Source organism: Paraburkholderia sp. 22098 (assembly GCF_052045935.1).
GTDB classification, from domain to species: domain Bacteria; phylum Pseudomonadota; class Gammaproteobacteria; order Burkholderiales; family Burkholderiaceae; genus Paraburkholderia; species Paraburkholderia caledonica.
The window spans coordinates 141,618-158,734 of the sequence record NZ_JBQEPV010000013.1 but is presented as its reverse complement, the minus strand read 5'-3'; the positions used below and the strand labels follow the sequence as shown (position 1 = coordinate 158,734).

At 61.0% G+C, this 17,117-nt stretch carries 15 protein-coding genes; 1 reads left to right on the top strand and 14 read right to left on the bottom strand.

Features of this window, described 5'->3' with window-relative positions; translation table 11 throughout:
* Positions 1 to 94 precede the first annotated feature (94 nt).
* The 14 genes from ACTJLB_RS25080 to ACTJLB_RS25015 all read right to left on the bottom strand — a co-directional run bounded on the left by ACTJLB_RS25080 (position 95) and on the right by ACTJLB_RS25015 (position 15,482).
* Positions 95 to 1,096, bottom strand: a complete 1,002-nt coding sequence (locus tag ACTJLB_RS25080) for a LysR substrate-binding domain-containing protein (RefSeq protein ID WP_131319178.1) — start codon at positions 1,094 to 1,096, stop codon at positions 95 to 97.
* Between the two features lie 186 nt (positions 1,097 to 1,282).
* The gene (locus ACTJLB_RS25075) at positions 1,283 to 2,053 is read right to left on the bottom strand and encodes a pyrroline-5-carboxylate reductase (RefSeq protein WP_440784816.1); all 771 of its coding nucleotides are present in this window, start codon (positions 2,051 to 2,053) and stop codon (positions 1,283 to 1,285) included.
* A gap of 67 nt (positions 2,054 to 2,120) precedes the next feature.
* Complete coding sequence (locus ACTJLB_RS25070; protein ID WP_440784814.1) at positions 2,121 to 3,614, bottom strand: aldehyde dehydrogenase; 1,494 nt, start codon at positions 3,612 to 3,614, stop codon at positions 2,121 to 2,123.
* A 17-nt stretch (positions 3,615 to 3,631) separates the two neighbouring features.
* Entirely contained in the window at positions 3,632 to 4,963 is a 1,332-nt protein-coding gene (locus ACTJLB_RS25065) for an NAD(P)/FAD-dependent oxidoreductase (RefSeq protein WP_440784813.1), read from the bottom strand.
* Positions 4,964 to 4,968: 5 nt separating this feature from the next.
* Positions 4,969 to 5,856 carry a dihydrodipicolinate synthase family protein gene (locus ACTJLB_RS25060; RefSeq protein ID WP_440784811.1) on the bottom strand — a complete coding sequence of 296 codons (888 nt, stop codon included), beginning with the start codon at positions 5,854 to 5,856 and terminating at the stop codon, positions 4,969 to 4,971.
* 37 nt (positions 5,857 to 5,893) lie between these two features.
* The gene (glyA, locus tag ACTJLB_RS25055; protein ID WP_440784809.1) at positions 5,894 to 7,189 is read right to left on the bottom strand and encodes a serine hydroxymethyltransferase; all 1,296 of its coding nucleotides are present in this window, start codon (positions 7,187 to 7,189) and stop codon (positions 5,894 to 5,896) included.
* Positions 7,190 to 7,278: 89 nt separating this feature from the next.
* The gene (locus ACTJLB_RS25050; RefSeq protein ID WP_020066001.1) at positions 7,279 to 8,154 is read right to left on the bottom strand and encodes a glycine betaine ABC transporter substrate-binding protein; all 876 of its coding nucleotides are present in this window, start codon (positions 8,152 to 8,154) and stop codon (positions 7,279 to 7,281) included.
* Positions 8,155 to 8,257: 103 nt separating this feature from the next.
* On the bottom strand, positions 8,258 to 9,139 hold the full coding sequence (locus ACTJLB_RS25045; protein ID WP_131319193.1) for an ABC transporter permease: 882 nt from the start codon (positions 9,137 to 9,139) through the stop codon (positions 8,258 to 8,260).
* A complete protein-coding gene (locus tag ACTJLB_RS25040) occupies positions 9,136 to 10,425 on the bottom strand; it encodes a quaternary amine ABC transporter ATP-binding protein (RefSeq protein WP_408492554.1) in 1,290 nt (429 codons plus the stop codon). Before ACTJLB_RS25040 ends, ACTJLB_RS25045 begins: the two co-directional genes overlap by 4 nt.
* Before the next feature lie 529 nt (positions 10,426 to 10,954).
* On the bottom strand, positions 10,955 to 11,833 hold the full coding sequence (locus ACTJLB_RS25035) for an isocitrate lyase/PEP mutase family protein (protein ID WP_408414683.1): 879 nt from the start codon (positions 11,831 to 11,833) through the stop codon (positions 10,955 to 10,957).
* A gap of 45 nt (positions 11,834 to 11,878) precedes the next feature.
* Entirely contained in the window at positions 11,879 to 13,279 is a 1,401-nt protein-coding gene (locus ACTJLB_RS25030) for an MFS transporter (protein WP_440784808.1), read from the bottom strand.
* Between the two features lie 84 nt (positions 13,280 to 13,363).
* Positions 13,364 to 14,068 (bottom strand): GntR family transcriptional regulator, encoded by a 705-nt coding sequence (locus ACTJLB_RS25025; RefSeq protein ID WP_440784807.1) that lies wholly within the window; start codon positions 14,066 to 14,068, stop codon positions 13,364 to 13,366.
* 217 nt (positions 14,069 to 14,285) lie between these two features.
* Positions 14,286 to 14,780, bottom strand: a complete 495-nt coding sequence (locus tag ACTJLB_RS25020) for a DUF4440 domain-containing protein (protein WP_440784806.1) — start codon at positions 14,778 to 14,780, stop codon at positions 14,286 to 14,288.
* A 390-nt stretch (positions 14,781 to 15,170) separates the two neighbouring features.
* A complete protein-coding gene (locus tag ACTJLB_RS25015; RefSeq protein ID WP_020065994.1) occupies positions 15,171 to 15,482 on the bottom strand; it encodes a hypothetical protein in 312 nt (103 codons plus the stop codon).
* Between the two features lie 278 nt (positions 15,483 to 15,760).
* Between ACTJLB_RS25015 and ACTJLB_RS25010 the strand changes: the two genes are divergently transcribed.
* Positions 15,761 to 17,113 carry an MFS transporter gene (locus tag ACTJLB_RS25010; protein WP_020065993.1) on the top strand — a complete coding sequence of 451 codons (1,353 nt, stop codon included), beginning with the start codon at positions 15,761 to 15,763 and terminating at the stop codon, positions 17,111 to 17,113.
* The last annotated feature ends 4 nt before the right edge of the window (positions 17,114 to 17,117 follow it).

Below are 17,117 nucleotides of genomic sequence, written 5' to 3'. Positions count from 1 at the left end.
CAATGGGCGATTCGCCGAATTTCTTTCTGAACTCGCGGCCCATACTCGCGGCCCATATGCGGTGCATCGGGAAAGCCGCAAGACGCGTCGCCGTTTATTTCGCCGCTTCCGTTTCAACGCTTCGCCATTCGCGCATCATCGTGGCGACTTCCTCGCCTAGCCATTCACGGAACTGCACATATTCGGGCCGCAGCTTCGCATTCTTGTGCGTGATCACATAGTGATGACGGTCGTGGAATTCGAGCGCGTCCTGCACGGGCCGCACCAAGCGGCCCTGCTCCACCTGTCGATGCACGAGATGATGCCAACCCAGCAGTGTGCCCTCGCCCGCCTCGGCCTGCGAAACCAGCAGCCGGTAATCGTTGCTCTCCAGATGCTCGTTATCGACCAGCCGGTCCGAACCGTCGCCTTGCTGGAACCAGTTGCGCCACACGCGCCAGTCGACATGCTCGCAAACCTGCGCTCGACCCAGCAGCGACAGATTCAGCGTGGGATGCGACAGCAGATCGAGCGGCTTCAACGACCGGTTGTGAAAATGCCGTTCATGAAACGACGGACTGCACACGGGATACACGACGTCATGAAAGAGCGGCTCGATTTCATACTCCGGCTCGCGCGGCGGATTCTTCGTGATGATGACGTCGGGCTGCATGAGCTCGTCGATCTCCATGAAGTGCTCGGTGACCATCACGTGCAAACGGATCTCCGGAAAACGCTTGCGAAACGCCGGTAGCCTGAACGACAGCCAAAGCGCCGAAAACGTATGCGAGACGCACACCGTCAGCGCGTGCCGGTCGGTGCGTCGCACGGCTTCAGCCGCTTCGGCGATGTTCATGATCGACAGATACGACGCGTTGTACAGAATGCGGCCGGCATCCGTCAGCGCGATATGTCTGCCTGTCCGCTCGAACAGCGCCACTTCGAGCGAATCTTCCAGTTCCTTGATCTGCCGGCTGATGGCGGCTTGCGTCACGCACAGCACTTCGGCCGCCTGCGTGAAGCTCTCGTATCGGGCAGCCGTGACAAAGCATCTCAGCGCCCGCAGGGAAGGCATCTGCGCGAGCAACCGGTCGGCGAACAACTGTTTCTTTTGCATGGCTTTCACCTGTGAAGCGGATGCGCAATGCGGGGGCGACGTGTCGGGCGGAGCGTTCCCGCGGAAAAAATAGTGTGCGAGTCTCGCTGGCAACTGGCAATGGCGGGCAACCCGAGTGCGTGGCGGCATACGCCCCGCCGCGCCCGCTCCCACGCCGCAATGGTTGTGTCCGACGATTATCCGTTGCTATGCGTTGCCCCTGATTCGCCGAAGCACGCCGTCGAGCGCTTCGTCGTAGTAAGCGTATGCCCCACGGCGGGAAAGCTCGGCGTACACCTGCTCGTTGATGCCGCCCGGCGTCATCGAATGCTCGACCATCTGCGAGAACGGCTGTACACCGCGGGTTGTGTCGTGAGCGAGTCCTACACAGTAGCCGGACAAAAAAGCCCGCGCGTCGGCATAGTCGATCCCCTGCTTTGCGAGCCACGACGCCTCAGTTTCGAGCACCGCGTAGAAGCTCGCCATCGTCGCCGTCACGGCGGACAGCGCGTCGAACTTGTCTTCACTGTCGACCTCGACGGCTTGACCGAGCGGCGCAAAGATCGCTCTGGCGATGTCGTCGGCGGGACAGATCGCGGTACTGCCTTTGCCCTCGGCGACAGCCGGCAACGGCACGGCGCGCGCGATCTTGCCGCTCGTGCGGACCAGGCCGCGCAACTGGTCGAGAGAAACGCCCGCCATAAAGCTGATGACGTGGTGACGCGCGTTGAATTCGAGTTCGCCCAGCACCTCGGCCGCGATTTGCGGCACGACGGCAAGACAGACGACATCCGAGTTATCCAGCACTTGCTGGTTGCTTTCGCAGACGTGGATACGCCCGTCGAGCGCCGCAAGCTCCGCCGCCGTTTGCGCGTTGCGCGGCGACAGCAATATTCGCTCGAACGGCACGCCGAATCTGAGCATGCCCTTCACGACCGCTTGTGTGATCGTGCCCGTTCCGACGAATCCAGCTCGCATGTGGCCTCGCGTAAATGTGATGCGTGCCCAGGCTGCATGGCTGGGCTGTCAGTGGATTCAACCAGAGCTAGTCCAGCTTCAGCCAGGTGGTCTTCAACTCGCAATACTGGTCGTGAGCATAGACCGATTTGTCACGGCCGCCGAAGCCCGATTGCTTGAAGCCGCCGAACGGCGTGGACAGATCGCCTTCGCCGAAGCAGTTCACCGTCACAGTGCCCGCACGAATCCGCGCTGCGATCTTGTGCGCGTGGTTCACGTTGTCGGTCCACAGCGAGGCGGCGAGGCCGTAGCAGGTGTCATTGGCAATGTGCACTGCTTCGTCGACATCCGCGTATTCGATGAAGCACACCACAGGACCGAATACTTCGTCGCGCGCAATGCTCATTTGCGGCGTCACGTTGTCGAAAATCGTCGGCTCGACGAACCAGCCGCCCGAGTCGGTCCGCGTCGCCTTGCCGCCACATACCAGGCGCGCGCCTTCCGCCCTCGCCTTTTCGATGTGCGCAAGCACCTTGTCGAAGTGGTTCTCTTCGATCAGCGAACCGAGTTTGACGTCAGGGTCGAGAGGATCGCCCGTTTTCCAGCCTTCGAGTACGGCTAGTACTTTTTCGAGCAGGCTCGCCTTCAACGACGATGGAACCAGAATGCGCGAGCCTGCGCTGCAGTTCTCGCCCATGTTCCAGAATGCAGCGGCAACGGCCTGCTCGGCAACGGCATCGAGATTCGCGACGTCGGGCAGCACGACCTGCGGGTTCTTGCCGCCGCATTCGAGCACCACGCGCTTCAGGTTCGTATCGGCCGAATAGCGAAGGAAGCGCTTGCCCGTTTCCGTCGATCCCGTGAACGCCACCAGATCGACGTCCGCATGACGGCCCAATGCCTGGCCCGCGCTTTCGCCGAAACCGGTCACGACATTCAATACGCCTGCGGGTAAGCCTGCTTCCAGCGCGAGATCGGCAATGCGCAGCGTGGACAGCGAAGTCTGCTCAGCCGGCTTCACGATCACGCTATTGCCGACCGATAGCGCCGGGCCGATTTTCCAGGCAAGCATGAGCGCCGGAAAATTCCACGGCAGCACCGCGCCGACGACGCCGATCGGTTCCCGCGTAATCATGCTCACGACGCTCGCGCCCGATGGCGACAGCGCGTCGTATCTTTTGTCCGTAACTTCTGCGTGCCAGCGGATGCACGCGGCCGACTCGGGAATGTCCAACCCCAGGCATTCGCTGATCGGTTTGCCCGCTTCGAGTGCTTCGAGCGGCGCCAGTTCTTCCGCGTTATCGTCGATCAGTTGCGCGAGCCGCTGCAGCACGGCTTTACGTTGCGTGGGCGCGGCCTTCGACCACACGCCGGATTCGAATGCCTCGCGCGCCGCCGCGACCGCTCGGTCGACATCTTTTGTATCGCACTTCGCGATATCGGCGAGTACTTTTCCCGTCGAAGGATTGAGCGTCGCAAAAGTCTCATTCGACGCAGCATTCGCGCGTTGTCCCGCGATAAACGCCCTGCCGTCGAGCGACAAGGCATCCGCTTTCTGTTTCCATTCCTGATACGTCATCATGTCCTGTCCTCACAGATTCAAAGCTCGGCCCCGGCCGAAAATTCCTTGACCCAGATCGCCGCCGATACCGCGACATCGGCAATCGGACGCACGGGCAGCGAACGGGGATGTGGCTGATTCAAAAGCTGACGCACGAGATCGCTGGACTGGCCGAGCGCGTATTCGGCGATCAGCTTGCCCGACGCCGATCCTCTGCTCAGGCCCAGGCCGTTGCAGCCGACCGCTTCGAAAACGCCATCGGCCCTGCGTCCGAACAACGCACCGTTATTCGCCGACAGACATAACGGGCCGCCCCACGTGTATTCGAGCTCGACGTCTTTCAACATCGGAAAGCGCCGGTCGAACGAGCGTTGATGCAGGTTCTTCGCTTTCGCCAGATCGGCTGGCGAGACCTCCAGATTCGGCCGGAACGCGAAGTGATTGCGCACGCAGATGCGGTCCGTGATCAGGCGGCGCACGGTCGAGCCCATCGGGTCGGCGGGAATCAGCGCCCATGAGCGCGCACCGCCGAGCCGCTGCACTTCTTCCGGCTTCATCACGCGCGTCATCGATGCGAACGTGTACACGGGCAGCAAGCCGTTCGGATGCCCGCCGAACGTCGCTGCGTAGGCGTTAGTGCAGAGAACCACGCGCTTTGCGACGATCTTGCCGCCGGCGAAGGTCAACACTTTCGCAAACCCTTCGTCCTCTATCCGCTTCACTGCGCTCAACTCGAACACCTGCACGTTCGCAGGCAAGCTCGCGGCGAGGCCTCGCATCAGCGCGGCGGGCTGCACCGTGCTGCATCCGGGCGTAAAGAGCGCGCCTTCGTAGAAGTCCGTGCCCGTTACCTTCGCGATGGCGGCTTCGTCGAGCCACTCGAAGGCTTCGTCGATACGTTCGAGACCTTCGGCGAAATGCGCGAGCGCCGCATGACCTTTCCGGTTCACCGATGCATGAAATTTTCCGTCGTCGCGCCAGTCGCACTCGATGTTGTGCTGCTTGACGATCGAGCGAACGTAGTCGATGCCGTGACGCTGAAAGCGAACGTCTGCCTTGTCCGCTTCGACGCTGCGCGAATAGCTTTCGCTGCTGATGTCGTGCGGCAGATCGACGAAGAAGCCGGAATTGCGACCGGCCGTCGTGCGCCCGATACGGTCCGCCTCGACGAGCGCAATCGACGCATCGGGCGCCAGCTCGGCGAGACGCCGCGCCGCGCACAAGCCCGTGATACCGCCGCCGACCACCACCCAGTCATAGCGGCGCTCAGATGACACTGCAACCGCGGGCGCGGCTGAAGGCAGGCTCTCCCACCATCCGTTCACGCCATCTGATGCGGGAAACCGCGCGAATTCCAGTTTCGAGGTCATGCACGTTACTGAGCGTTAGACAGCAACGGACGGACGAGCTTCGCGAAGCCGCTGCGCTCGTTTTCATCGAGCGTGCCGAGCGGCGCGCGTGCGACGCCAACGGGCGTGCCCGCCAGTTCGCAGCCGTATCGAACGTATTGAATGAATTTGCCGCTGCGCTCCAGCAATTCGAGCACGGGCAGCAATTGCGCCATCAGCTTGCGGCCGGTTGCGAAGTCGCCTTGCTTCACGCAGGCATCGAGCAGTGCCGTGTGCGCCTCGGGTAAAAAGTTGGATGCGCCGCCCACCCAGCTTTTTGCGCCCCAGACGAAGAACTCGAGCGCCTGGTCGTCCATTCCGCAGCTCAGTACCAGCCGATCCGTGAAATGCGTGGCGAGATGATGGAGGTGCGAAATATCGCCTGTACTTTCCTTCATCGCGATGAAGTTGGGCCGTTCGAGCAGTTTCGACAATACGTTGTCGCCGATGTCCGTGCCCGTGCGCGCCGGAAAGTTGTACAGCATGACGGGCATGTCGAGGCTGTCGTCCACCTTGAGCAGATGGCTCAGCAGTTCGTCCTGTGTAGGCTGTGCATAGTACGGCGCGGCAAGCAGAAGCGCATTCAGGCCCGCGCGTTTTGCTTCCTGGCCAAGACGGATCACCTCTTTCGTCGTCGTCGCGTTGATGCCCGCCGTCAGATACGTCTTGCCGCCCGCCGCTTCGGCGACGGTGTTGAACGTCTGCACGCGTTCGTCGAAACTCAATGCATAGTATTCACCCGTCGTTCCGCCGACCCCAAGACCCGCGACACGGCCCGCGAGATTCGCGGCGTGCTTGCCGAGCAAAGTGTGATCGATTTCGCCATCCGCCTTGAACGGGGTGACGAGCGGTGTGTGTACGCCCTCGAAGCTCATTTCGATTCTCTCTTGAGTAGTTGATCCGCGAATCGCTTTACACAAGCGCTTCGGCATGCGAGTAAATGGGGAACTGGCTGCAGAGATCGCGCACCCGGCTGCGCACCGCGCGCTCGACCTGTTCGTCGCCCGCAGGTTGCTGCTCCAGCGCGGATAGGACTTCCAGAATCATCTGGCCGATCTGCTCGAATTGCGCGGTGCCAAAGCCGCGCGTCGTGCCTGCCGGTGTGCCGAGTCGGATTCCCGACGTGACGGTCGGGCTCTCCGTATCGAACGGAATGCCGTTCTTGTTGCAGGTGATGCCTGCCCGCTCCAGCGCCTTTTCAGCTTGCGTACCTGTCAGGCGCTTCGAGCGCAGATCGACGAGCAGCAAATGGTTGTCGGTGCCGTCCGTTACGAGGCTCAGTCCGCCCGATTTGAGCACATCGCCGAGCGCCTGCGCGTTGCGCAATACCTGGTCGATATACGCGGTGAACTCCGGCCGAAGCGCTTCGCCGAACGCGACCGCTTTGCCCGCGATCACATGCATCAGCGGGCCGCCCTGCAAGCCGGGGAAAACCGCAGAATTGATTTTCTTCGCGATGTCGCCGTTGTTGGTCAGGATGAAGCCGCCGCGCGGCCCGCGCAGCGTCTTGTGCGTGGTGGACGTCACGACGTCGGCGAACCGCACGGGGTTCTCGTGCCGGCCCGCTGCGACGATACCGGCGATGTGCGCCATGTCGACCATCAGCAGCGCGCCTACGCTATCGGCGATATCGCGGAATGCGGCGAAGTCGAGCGCGCGCGGATACGCCGAATAGCCAGCGATAATCAGCTTCGGCCGATGCTCTTCAGCCAGCCGCCGCACTTGCTCGTAGTCGACGCGATACGTCTGCGGATTCACGCCATATTGAACCGCGTTGAACCACTTGCCGGACAGCGCGGGACGCGCGCCGTGCGTCAGGTGCCCGCCCGCATCGAGTGACATGCCCATCGCCGTGTCGCCGGGCTTGACGAGCGCGAGCATTACCGCGCCGTTCGCCTGTGCGCCCGAGTGCGGCTGCACATTGGCGAACTCGGCTTCGAATAGTGCCTTCACGCGGTCAATGGCGAGCGCTTCGACGCGGTCCACATGTTCACAACCGCCGTAGTAGCGCTTTGACGGATAGCCCTCCGCGTATTTGTTGGTCAGCACGGTGCCCTGCGCTTCCATCACCGCTGCGGACACAATGTTTTCTGAAGCAATCAGTTCGATCTGCGTTTGCTGGCGGCGCAACTCCAGCGCAATCTCCGATGCGATGACAGGATCGCGGCTCTGGAGCGGTTCTGCAAAAAAGCGCGAGTTCTCGTTCACGTGGTCACTCCGGGAAAAATCGTGAAGCATGTAGTGCGGGACGGCAACAACCGGTTCATGCAATGTGCGGTGGTGTGCGGCTTAATGGCTTATTGCTGCAACCAGGCCTTCAGCTTTTCCGGATGCGCATCGACGAATTTTTTTGCGGCCGTTGCGTAGTCGTTCGTGCTGTTGCCTTCGAATTCGATCGCTTCGACGTCGGCGAGCGTCAGCTTGAAGTGCTTGAAGAACACCTCAGCACGGGGGAACTTCGTTGCGAACTGCTTCGATGCAAACGCGTGTACCTGTTCTTCGCCACCCAGCGCGCCCTTCGGGTCTTTCAGGTAGCGCATCTGCCACTTCTGGAACAGCCAGTGCGGGCTCCAGACCGTAGCGACGACCCATTGTTTCGACTGATAGGCACGCGATACGCCAGCGAGCATGCCCGCCTCGCTCGACGATTGCAGGTTGTAGCCATTCAGGTCGTACGCCTTGAGCGCCTTTTCCGATGCCTGCATCAGACCGCCGCCGGGTTCGATGCCTTGAATGGTGCCGTTCAGCTTGCTCTTCACATCCGGCTTTTCGAGGTCGGAAATCGTTGCGACCTGCGACTCCGGAATGTAGGCAGGCACGGCCCAGCCGTTCTTGCCGCCCGTATAAATTACGCCGACGTCTTCCATGTCGTTCTTGTACTTCGCGTAGTAGGCGCCGTGTGTGACGGGCAGCCATCCGCCGACCATGATGTCGAGGTCGCCGCGCGCCACGCCCTGATACTGGATACCGATGTCCGCCTGCACAAACTGGACAGGTTGCTTGAGGCCGGTTTCGAGCGCGTACTTGGCCACGTTGGCGACGGCGAGCACATCGGCCCAGTTGGTCACGGCCATCTTGATCGGTTCGGCCGCCGCGGCGTGCGCGGCGCCCATCGCCACGACTGTCGATACAGTCAGTTTCGCAACGAGCGATTTGAACAGATTAGTTTTCATACAGTACTCCTACGCGATTATGAAAATTTTCGAAATGAACAAGCTTAGCGATGTGGTTTGCTCTTGTTTTACCGCGAGATGAAGATGACGGCGTGCGTCGTCGTCAGGTGCGCACGGCCGCGCTCGTGCCTGGCTTTGCGGTTCGTACCGTGCGCTTTGCTTTCTTCGCCTTCACGCCGAAACTCTCCGTGAGACGATCGAGCACGATGGCAAGCAGCACGACACCCAACCCGCCCTCGAAGCCGATGCCGATGTCGAGCCGCTGGATGCCGCTCAGCACGTATTCGCCGAGTCCACCCGCGCCGATCATCGAGGCCACCACGACCATCGAAAGCGCCATCATGATGGTCTGATTCACGCCCGCCATGATCGAAGGCAGCGCATTCGGCAACTGGATTTTCCAGAGCAGTTGCGCATCCGTGCTGCCGAACGACCGCCCCGCTTCCAGCAGTTCTTCGCGTACCTGCCGAATACCCAAAGTGGTGAGACGGACCACAGGCGGCATCGAGAACACGATGGTTGCAATCACGGCAGGCACGCGGCCCAGACCGAACAGGATCACGGCGGGGATCAGATAGACGAACGCCGGCATTGTCTGCATGAAGTCGAGCAGCGAGCGCAGAACCATTTCGACGCGCTTGTTCCGCGCGCCCCAGATACCGAGCGGAACACCAATCACAAGACTGAACACCGTCGCCGCCATCACTAGCGCGAGCGTCGAAACGGTCTGCGCCCAGAGTCCCATGTAATGGATCGCCATCAGCGCAACACCAACGAACACCGAAAACACGACCCCGCGCCGCCACAGTGCAAATGCGACGAGCAGCACGAGCATCGCAATGAACGGAATGGCGGCGAGTCCGTCTTCCAGCAGCTTGATGACTGCGCCCAATGCGGCAGAAAAAGCGTCGAAGCCGCCACGGAAATGTTGAAAGAGAAAATTGACCGCGTTTTCCGCGAATTTCCCGATGACTGACGAGTTCATGCTGCTCTCCGTTCCATGACCTGCTTGAGAATCGCCCGGCATGACACGATGCCTGCGAGCCGGCCCGCTGTATCGGTGACGGGGACGTCGTGTTGCTGGTTCAATGCAATCGTGGCCAGTTGATGCAGATCCGCGTCGAGCGGCACCGCATTCACGTCGTTCACGAACGCCTCCCTGATGGAATGCGCACCCGTCTTGCTCAGTGAAGCGGGCGTGACGCAGCCTTGATATCGGCCTGCCTCATCACATACGTAGCCGCAATCGGCGCCGCTATCGATTAGCTGATTCAGGTAGCGCTCGGAGGGCGCGGCCACATCGCAGGAGATCAGTTCGCGTTCCACCCTCGTCATCAGGCTCGACGCTTTCAGAAAGCGCGATACATCGACATTACGGAAGAAGTCGCGCACATAGTCGTCGGCGGGTGACTGGATCAACTCAGCGGGCGTGCCGACCTGAATCAGACAACCGTCTTTCATGATGCCGATACGGCCGCCGATCTTGATCGCTTCTTCAATGTCGTGCGAGATGAAAACGATCGTGCGCTGCTCTTCTTTCTGAAGCCGCAGAAGCTCGCTTTGCATTTCGAAGCGAATCAGCGGGTCGAGTGCCGAAAATGCTTCGTCCATCAGCAGCACGGAAGGATTCACGGCGAGCGCGCGAGCGAGGCCGACGCGTTGCTGCATGCCCCCGGAGAGTTCGCCCGGCAGCAACTTTTCATACGAACCCAGACCGACTCGCGTCAACGCGGCGCGTGCAATGTCGTAGCGCTCGGCTTTTTTCAGACCCGCAACTTCGAGTCCATACGCGATGTTGTCGAGCACCGTGCGGTTCGGCAGCAGCGCGAACGACTGGAACACCATCGCCATCTTCTTGCGGCGCACGTCGCGAAGTTCGGGCGTGGACATCGGCGCGATGTCGCGGCCTTCGAGAATGACCTGACCCGAGGTCGGCTCGATCAGGCGGTTCAGCAGACGCACGAGCGTCGACTTGCCGGAACCGGACAGGCCCATCACGACGAAAATCTCGCCTGCCTTGACGCTCAGGCTCACGTCGTTGACGGCAACCATGTTGCCCGTCTGCTCGAAGATCTCGTTTCGGCCGAGACCTTGCCTGATCAGTTCGGCGGCACGCTCGGGCTTGGGACCGAAGATTTTCGACAGGTTCTTGACCGTGAGAATATCGGTCCCGGAGATAGCGACGGGCTTCGCCGCTGCGGAAACGTCGTCCGCTCCGAAGGTACCCGGATGGACCATGCTGTCCGGCGCGAATGTCAGGTTTGGCGTCATTCTGTCATCCCAACTGGCGAGTTCAGGAAATCGGCGCCGCGCATTGCGTTTGCTAGATGCGGCAGCACTCGATTGCGAACCCGGGTCTTTCCGCGCAACATGCCGCCTGTCTTCTGACGGGCAGAAGAGTCGTGCGTCACATCCGGTGAACCGCGGGCTTAATGCATGAAGTGCAGCGTATCAAGCCAATTTGCTTCGACTAGCTACATTTTCTGCGCGCTTTTCCATACCTCTGGTAATGGAAGAAGCCGAGAGTCGAGACCACGAGTTGGCCATTTGCTTCGGGCGAGACTCGAGGTTCCTGAACGGACGGGGATTTGCGGGCGATGGCGGCGTAGAGCCGCGTTGCTCCAGATCACGGCGGCTGGGCGCCTTTCGAATGGCTTTGTAGGGATAGTCCCAGGTCGGTCTATCCCTTTCCTGTTTCGCGCGGCAACGCAGGTTTCGTTTGTTACTTCTGCGAGGTGGTTAGTCGCTGAGCGTCGCGGATGCCAGCGAGCACAACCAAACGTTAAGCCGCGTCGCTCTTCTAGTCCGCGTGCGCGCGATCGAACGCCCACACCTCGGGGAATCCCATCAACTCGCACATATCGGAAAACGGATACATCGAGTCAGTGGCGGCTTCCGTGCTCCGGTGCGCAAGAATCTGCCCGTAGACATCTTTGAGCGCCTTCGCGACGGATAAGAAACCCGACGCTGGATAGATGGCCAGAGAAAAGCCGAGCTTCTGCAACTCAGAGGGCTCAAGCTGCGGCGTCCGCCCACCTTCAACCACATTTGCGAGCAACGGCATATCGAACGTGCGCCCGATCGTTTCGAGCTCCTCAATACTCTCCGGCGATTCGATGAACAGCACATCTGCACCGGCCTTCGCATACGCCTCGCCACGACGCAGCGCTTCATCGAGACCGAGCGACGTCCGCGCATCGGTGCGCGCGACGATCTGGAAATTGCTATCGTTGCGGCTCTCCACGGCGACCTGAATCTTGCGCACCATGTCCTCGACCGGGATCACCCGCCGGCCCGGCGTATGGCCGCATTTCTTCGGGAATTCCTGATCCTCCAGCTGTATGCCTGCAGCCCCCGCGTGCTCATAACCCCGCACGGTATGCGCGACGTTCAGCAATCCGCCATAACCGGTGTCGCCGTCGCAGATCATCGGCGTGTTCGTGCCGCCGCAGAACGCCGCGACGCGATTGACCATGTCCGTGTAGGTGGCGAGCCCCGCATCCGGCAGACCGAGGTACGACGCTACTGTGCCGAAGCCCGTCATATAGAGGCAGTCGAAGCCCATCGAGTCGGCCATCTTCGCGGAGATCATGTCGAAGATGCCAGGCGCAGTGACAATCTCCTTGCGTGCAAACCGCGCTTTCAACGCTTGACGCCTGCTTTGCTGTGTGACGCTCATACGTGTCCTGTTTAACGAAGGAAGTGGAAATTTGAACGTTGCCGATCATTGTGAAAGCGATGAGGCCGGCAGCGGATCGTTCGTGTCGATGGAAGGCGCAATGTCCTCGAGCGAGCGTCGATTCGTCTCGATACCGAACGCTGCAAGGACTACCGCCAACACGACCAGCGTGCCGATGATCATCGTCAGCACGTCCTTCACGCCGCCCGCCGCGTACATCATGACGACGAGTTGCGGCGCGCAGATGCCCGTGATGCGCCCGGCGCAACCCGCGATGCCGTTTGCGCGCATGCGATTCTCCGTGGCGAAGAGTTCCGGGATGTACGTCGCAATGCCCAGCGCGACCATCAGGTACGTGAGCGTGAAGAGCAGGAAGCCGAGCAGCGTCGCCATTTCGATGCCGGTCGAATGCCCGTACAACCAGCCGATAACTGCCGTGAGCACCGACACCGCGATGAGCCCTTTCCTGCGTCCGATCCTGTCGGCGAGCAGTACGCCTAGCAGCGCCCCTGCCGGTCCGCCGAGCGCCATCAGTGCGGTATAGCCGAGCGACGATGCCATGCCGAGCGCCTGTTTCATCAGAAACGTCGGCACCCACACGATGAAGCCGTAGATCACCATGTTGACGGCAATCTGCACCACGATGGAAAGGAACGTGCGGCGAATCTGCGCCGGCCCAAAGAGTTCGAGCAGCGTGGTTTTCCTCGTGACGGTGCGCGGCGCATCGACGACGGGCGGCAGCGTCCCATTGCGCGCCGACTCCTCTTCTGCTTCGCGCAGGATCGCTTCGGCTTCGGCGTAACGGCCTTTCGATTCGAGCCAGCGCGGTGACTCGGGCATCTTCTTGCGAAGCACCCACACGATCATCGCGCCGACCCCGACGATTGCGAACATGGCGCGCCAGCCGATCGACGGGATGATCAGATACCCGAGAAACGTTGAAAAGAATAGTGCGGAGTTCGTGATGAGCGACAGATACGCGGACCACTTCCCACGCACGGCAGGCGGCATGAATTCGCCGACCGATCCATAACCGACGACGATCTCCGCGCCGAGGCCCAGTCCCATGAAGAAGCGGCACACGATCAGCCACGTCATGTTCGGCGCAAACGCGCCCGCGAGCGACGCGAGGCCGAACACTGCGAGATTGAACTGGTACGTGAATTTGCGGCCTTTCGCGTCTCCGAGCACACCGGCGGTGAACGCGCCGATCAGCATGCCGATGAACGTCGAAGACAGGAACGCCGCGTTCAGGTGCATCGTCGACCAGCCGGTTTTGGCGAGCGCGCCGAGCACGCCGCCGGCAAGATAAATGTCGAACGAATCCAGGAACATGCCTGCGCCGATCAGCCACAGCACGCGCGTGTGGAAGCGCGAGATCGGCAGCCGATCGAGGCGTGCACCAGCGCTTGCGGTGCTCAAGGTATATCTATCGGTGCTCGGCATGTCTCGTCTCCAGTATTGTCGTCGTCGCGACTATTGAATGACTGCTCGTGATGCTGGTGCCTTGCTGCTTCCTGGCGCGCTGATTCAGGACGTGGGGCGCTCCCCCTCGCGACGGTCGAGCACCGCACTTTCAGCGGCGAGAATGTGGCAGCGCATAGCGGCTTCCGTCCACGCGGCGTTGCGCTGCTCGAGCGCGCGAACGATTTCGAAATGCTGGCGGGCGCTGCGGACGCGATCTTCGTCGCTATAGGTGCCAAACGTCCACTTGATGAGCGGCGTTTCCTTCATCGACCTGAGCGAGCGGTCGAGGCGCGCGTTGTTCCCCGCGGCTGTGATGATTGCGTGGAACTCGCTGTTCGCCGTGAACCAGGCTTCGCTGGATTCGGGCGTCGATGGCTGCTGCGTAATGGCGAGCATCGCATCCGCTAGCGTTCGCAGACGTTCTATGTCGGAAGCACCGATGGATAAGGACGCGCGCCCCGCGAGATAGGGCTCCACCAGAAGACGCGCCTCGAAGATCTCGCGGGCGTCGTGCAGCGTCCACATCTTCACGCGAACGCCGTAATTCGGACGCGTTTCCACCCACCCATCCGCGTCGAGACGCCGCAAGGCCTCGCGTACCGGCGTGCGACTCACACCGAGGCTTTTCGCAAGCTGTTCCTCACGCAGATATTGCCCCGGGCCGTATTGGGCGCTGGTCACTGCGTCCTTGATTGCGGTGTAGACGTCGTCCGCAGAACGAGGCGGCTCAGGCGGAATTGTATGCAATGATGCTTCTTGGTGAGCCATTTTGTTCCTGAGATCGGCTTACGTTCACACATTGTATGCAATGATGGCAGCGCCGAAACGTCGGGATTTCCCGCAGGACGCCGCGCTCACGCCATCGGAGATGGAAGGCAAGCGGGCAGCGAAGATTGTCGGTGTCGTAGACGCGAAACGATTGGCCAGTAAGCTGGGCGCTGCTGGCAACGTCTATTGGCGGCTGGAGGCACGAGCCATACCCATCTCACTCCTTGTCCGGCATCGCCGACGAGTGATGACTGGTAATCAGCCATTGCGTGCCGTCCCACCGATAGGTGTACGTATAACGCGCCTTCACAACGACGCCGGTTCTCGCGAACGTGAACGTGTAAAGCCCCGCGTCGACAGCCGAGTTGCAGCCTGAGTCGACGAAACGCATGTCGATTTTTCCGGAGGGACGATCCTGAAGGAAGTGCTGGAAATAGTCCTCCTTGTCCGCAACCGTCACGCGCGGCTTGCTGGATACCGTTGCGAGCAGGATCGACCGCGGCGCGTAGTTGGCGACCACCTTGTGCGGATCGCCGGTCTGCAGAGATTGATTCCATCGATCGAACAACGACGCGATCTCGGCCTCTGTCGCGACCTTGCAACTGCCGGGCTGCGCCGACGACGCATTATTCGAGGATGGGTGATCGGAGGCGCATCCGGCGAGCGTCAGCGTCAGCGTCAGCGCGAGGACAGCACCAGTGAGCGACCTCATGGCAGCACCTCTTCCTTCAGGAGCAGGAAGAAGTTGCGTGCGCGCTGACTCTTCCCGGCAAGTCCGAGGGCGACGCGGAGATAACCTGTGACCGATCTAATGCTGCGTCCGCAGAAGGACGCACCGTCGCCAGTTCAGACAGACCGTATCGGACAAAACAAGCCAAGTTGAACAAGCACTACGGGGCGGGTCTGTGCGCTAGCGAACACTTTCTGCTACTCGTCTGCACTGCAAGCTGTATTGCGCGGCAATGCAAACATGCGCGACGCAGAACCCGCCCGGCGCCTCGCAATCGTCGGGGCGCACATCACAGACACTACGCTCGCGACCTTCGACACAAAATAACGGCACAGGCGCTGTAGCTGTGGCGAATAACGCGTGGTCTCTGTACTAGAACTTCGGATGACATTCGAAGTTGACCGACGACCCATGCGTCGTCAGCATCTCCACCCCGCTCACCGTTTCCACATTGATGCTGCTCTGCATGCCGCGCCGCTCGCAGTATTCGCGCGCCTCGTTCAGTGCCTCGCCGTGCGCGCGCGCCCATGCCATGCGTCCGCCCGTCGCGCTTGCCGCGACTGTGTAGGTGCCGGGTTTATCGGTTGCGACGACGTGCGTCGAGGACGCGCAGCCGGCAAGCGCGCCTCCTGTCGCGAGCGCCGCAATGGCGACGCGAGACCAATCGCGAAGCTTGTTCAACATGATGCACCTGGATTGTCTGATAGTTTCATGACCGCGCATGGAGTCGTTACGGGGCGGTCGGTGGGTTGTATCGCAGCCGCAATTATCCGGAAATACGCGTGCGAGATCAGCCTCACGGCTCGAAAACACTGTTGCCCTCACCTGAACAATCTGTGCAGGCGCAGCATCGACGCATTGGCGCGCTGGAACTGTTTAAAGCGCTTCCCGAATCGCGGCCGAGCGATTAGTCTTTAACGAAATCTTCAAACCATCCGGACAATGAACTGGAGGAGACATCGATGGAACTCGAAGCACGTACCATGAAACGTGTGACGGTTCGGCTCGTGCCGTTCCTGATCGTCTGCTATTTCATCGCCTATCTGGACCGCGTCAATGTCGGCTTCGCCGCGCTCCAGATGAACAAGGCGCTCGGTCTTTCCGCAAGTGCATTCGGCTTCGGCGCGGGGATTTTCTTTATTGCGTACTTCTTCTTCGAAGTGCCGTCCAATCTTCTGCTCGAAAAATTCGGCGCGCGCCGCTGGATCGCGAGAATCATGTTCACGTGGGGTTTGCTTGCCGGTGCGATGGCGTATATCCCACATATCGCGCAATACACCGGGTTGTCCGCGGCTCATGTGTTCTACGGCTTACGCATTCTGCTAGGCGTGGCCGAAGCGGGATTCTTCCCAGGCGTCATCTTCCTGCTCACATTGTGGTTTCCCGCCGCGTATCGAGGCCGTGTGGTCGGCTATTTCATGGCGGCGATTCCGCTGTCGACGGTGATCGGCGGACCGATCTCGGGCGCCCTGCTTTCCATGGATGGCTTCGCCGGTCTCGCCGGCTGGCAATGGGTCTATCTGATCGAAGCGCTGCCCGCTCTGATTCTCGCGTTCGCGGTGTGGTTCTACCTGACCGACAAACCGGCCGACGCCACCTGGCTAGCCGCCGATGAACGCGACTGGCTGGTCGCACGTCAGAAGCAGGAACGCGAGCATCGCGAAGCCGTGCATGCCTTTAGTGTGAAAGAAGCGCTTTTGAACCGGCGCGTGCTTGCCATCGCGCTCATCTACTTCGGCGCCAATGCAACGAATTACGGCTTGAGCTTTTTTCTGCCGCAGATCGTCAAGGCCTTCGGTCTGACTAACTTGCAGACGGGCTTCGTGACGTCGCTGCCGTATATCGTCGGCGTCATCAGCATGGTTTACTGGGGACGTCATTCGGACCGCAAGCTGGAACGCAAACGCCATGTGGCGATCGCGCTGACGGTCGCGGCGCTCGGCATCGCGGCGTCGGCCGGGCTCGACAATCCCGTGCAGAAAATGATTGCGCTGTCGATTGCGGGCTTCGGTATCTTCGGCTGTCTGCCGGTTATCTGGACTTTACCGGCTGCGTTCCTGTCGGGCGCCGCGGCTGCCGGCGGCATCGCGGCGATCAATTCGCTCGGCAACCTAGCCGGATTCTTCGGACCTTACGCGATGGGCTGGATCAAGGACAGCACCGGCGGTTTCGGAGCGGGCCTGCTCTGCCTAGCAGGCGCGGGCCTCGTCGGGGCGGCGGCCGCTTTGCTGCTGCATCACGACCCGGCGCTGGAAGCGTCGGCGGGCACCGCGCGACGCGACGCGTCCGCGGGGCCCCCAGTCGCGGAATACTAGCTAA

Excerpts from the sequence above, each read along its gene's own strand:
- ACTJLB_RS25080 (WP_131319178.1), bottom strand. The coding sequence starts at position 1,096 with ATGCAAAAGAAACAGTTGTTCGCCGACCGGTTGCTCGCGCAGATGCCT.
- ACTJLB_RS25075 (WP_440784816.1), bottom strand. The coding sequence starts at position 2,053 with ATGCGAGCTGGATTCGTCGGAACGGGCACGATCACACAAGCGGTCGTG.
- ACTJLB_RS25070 (WP_440784814.1), bottom strand. The coding sequence starts at position 3,614 with ATGATGACGTATCAGGAATGGAAACAGAAAGCGGATGCCTTGTCGCTC.
- ACTJLB_RS25065 (WP_440784813.1), bottom strand. The coding sequence starts at position 4,963 with ATGACCTCGAAACTGGAATTCGCGCGGTTTCCCGCATCAGATGGCGTG.
- ACTJLB_RS25060 (WP_440784811.1), bottom strand. The coding sequence starts at position 5,856 with ATGAGCTTCGAGGGCGTACACACACCGCTCGTCACCCCGTTCAAGGCG.
- ACTJLB_RS25050 (WP_020066001.1), bottom strand. The coding sequence starts at position 8,154 with ATGAAAACTAATCTGTTCAAATCGCTCGTTGCGAAACTGACTGTATCG.
- ACTJLB_RS25045 (WP_131319193.1), bottom strand. The coding sequence starts at position 9,139 with ATGAACTCGTCAGTCATCGGGAAATTCGCGGAAAACGCGGTCAATTTT.
- ACTJLB_RS25040 (WP_408492554.1), bottom strand. The coding sequence starts at position 10,425 with ATGACGCCAAACCTGACATTCGCGCCGGACAGCATGGTCCATCCGGGT.
- ACTJLB_RS25035 (WP_408414683.1), bottom strand. The coding sequence starts at position 11,833 with ATGAGCGTCACACAGCAAAGCAGGCGTCAAGCGTTGAAAGCGCGGTTT.
- ACTJLB_RS25030 (WP_440784808.1), bottom strand. The coding sequence starts at position 13,279 with ATGCCGAGCACCGATAGATATACCTTGAGCACCGCAAGCGCTGGTGCA.
- ACTJLB_RS25025 (WP_440784807.1), bottom strand. The coding sequence starts at position 14,068 with ATGGCTCACCAAGAAGCATCATTGCATACAATTCCGCCTGAGCCGCCT.
- ACTJLB_RS25020 (WP_440784806.1), bottom strand. The coding sequence starts at position 14,780 with ATGAGGTCGCTCACTGGTGCTGTCCTCGCGCTGACGCTGACGCTGACG.
- ACTJLB_RS25015 (WP_020065994.1), bottom strand. The coding sequence starts at position 15,482 with ATGTTGAACAAGCTTCGCGATTGGTCTCGCGTCGCCATTGCGGCGCTC.
- ACTJLB_RS25010 (WP_020065993.1), top strand. The coding sequence starts at position 15,761 with ATGGAACTCGAAGCACGTACCATGAAACGTGTGACGGTTCGGCTCGTG.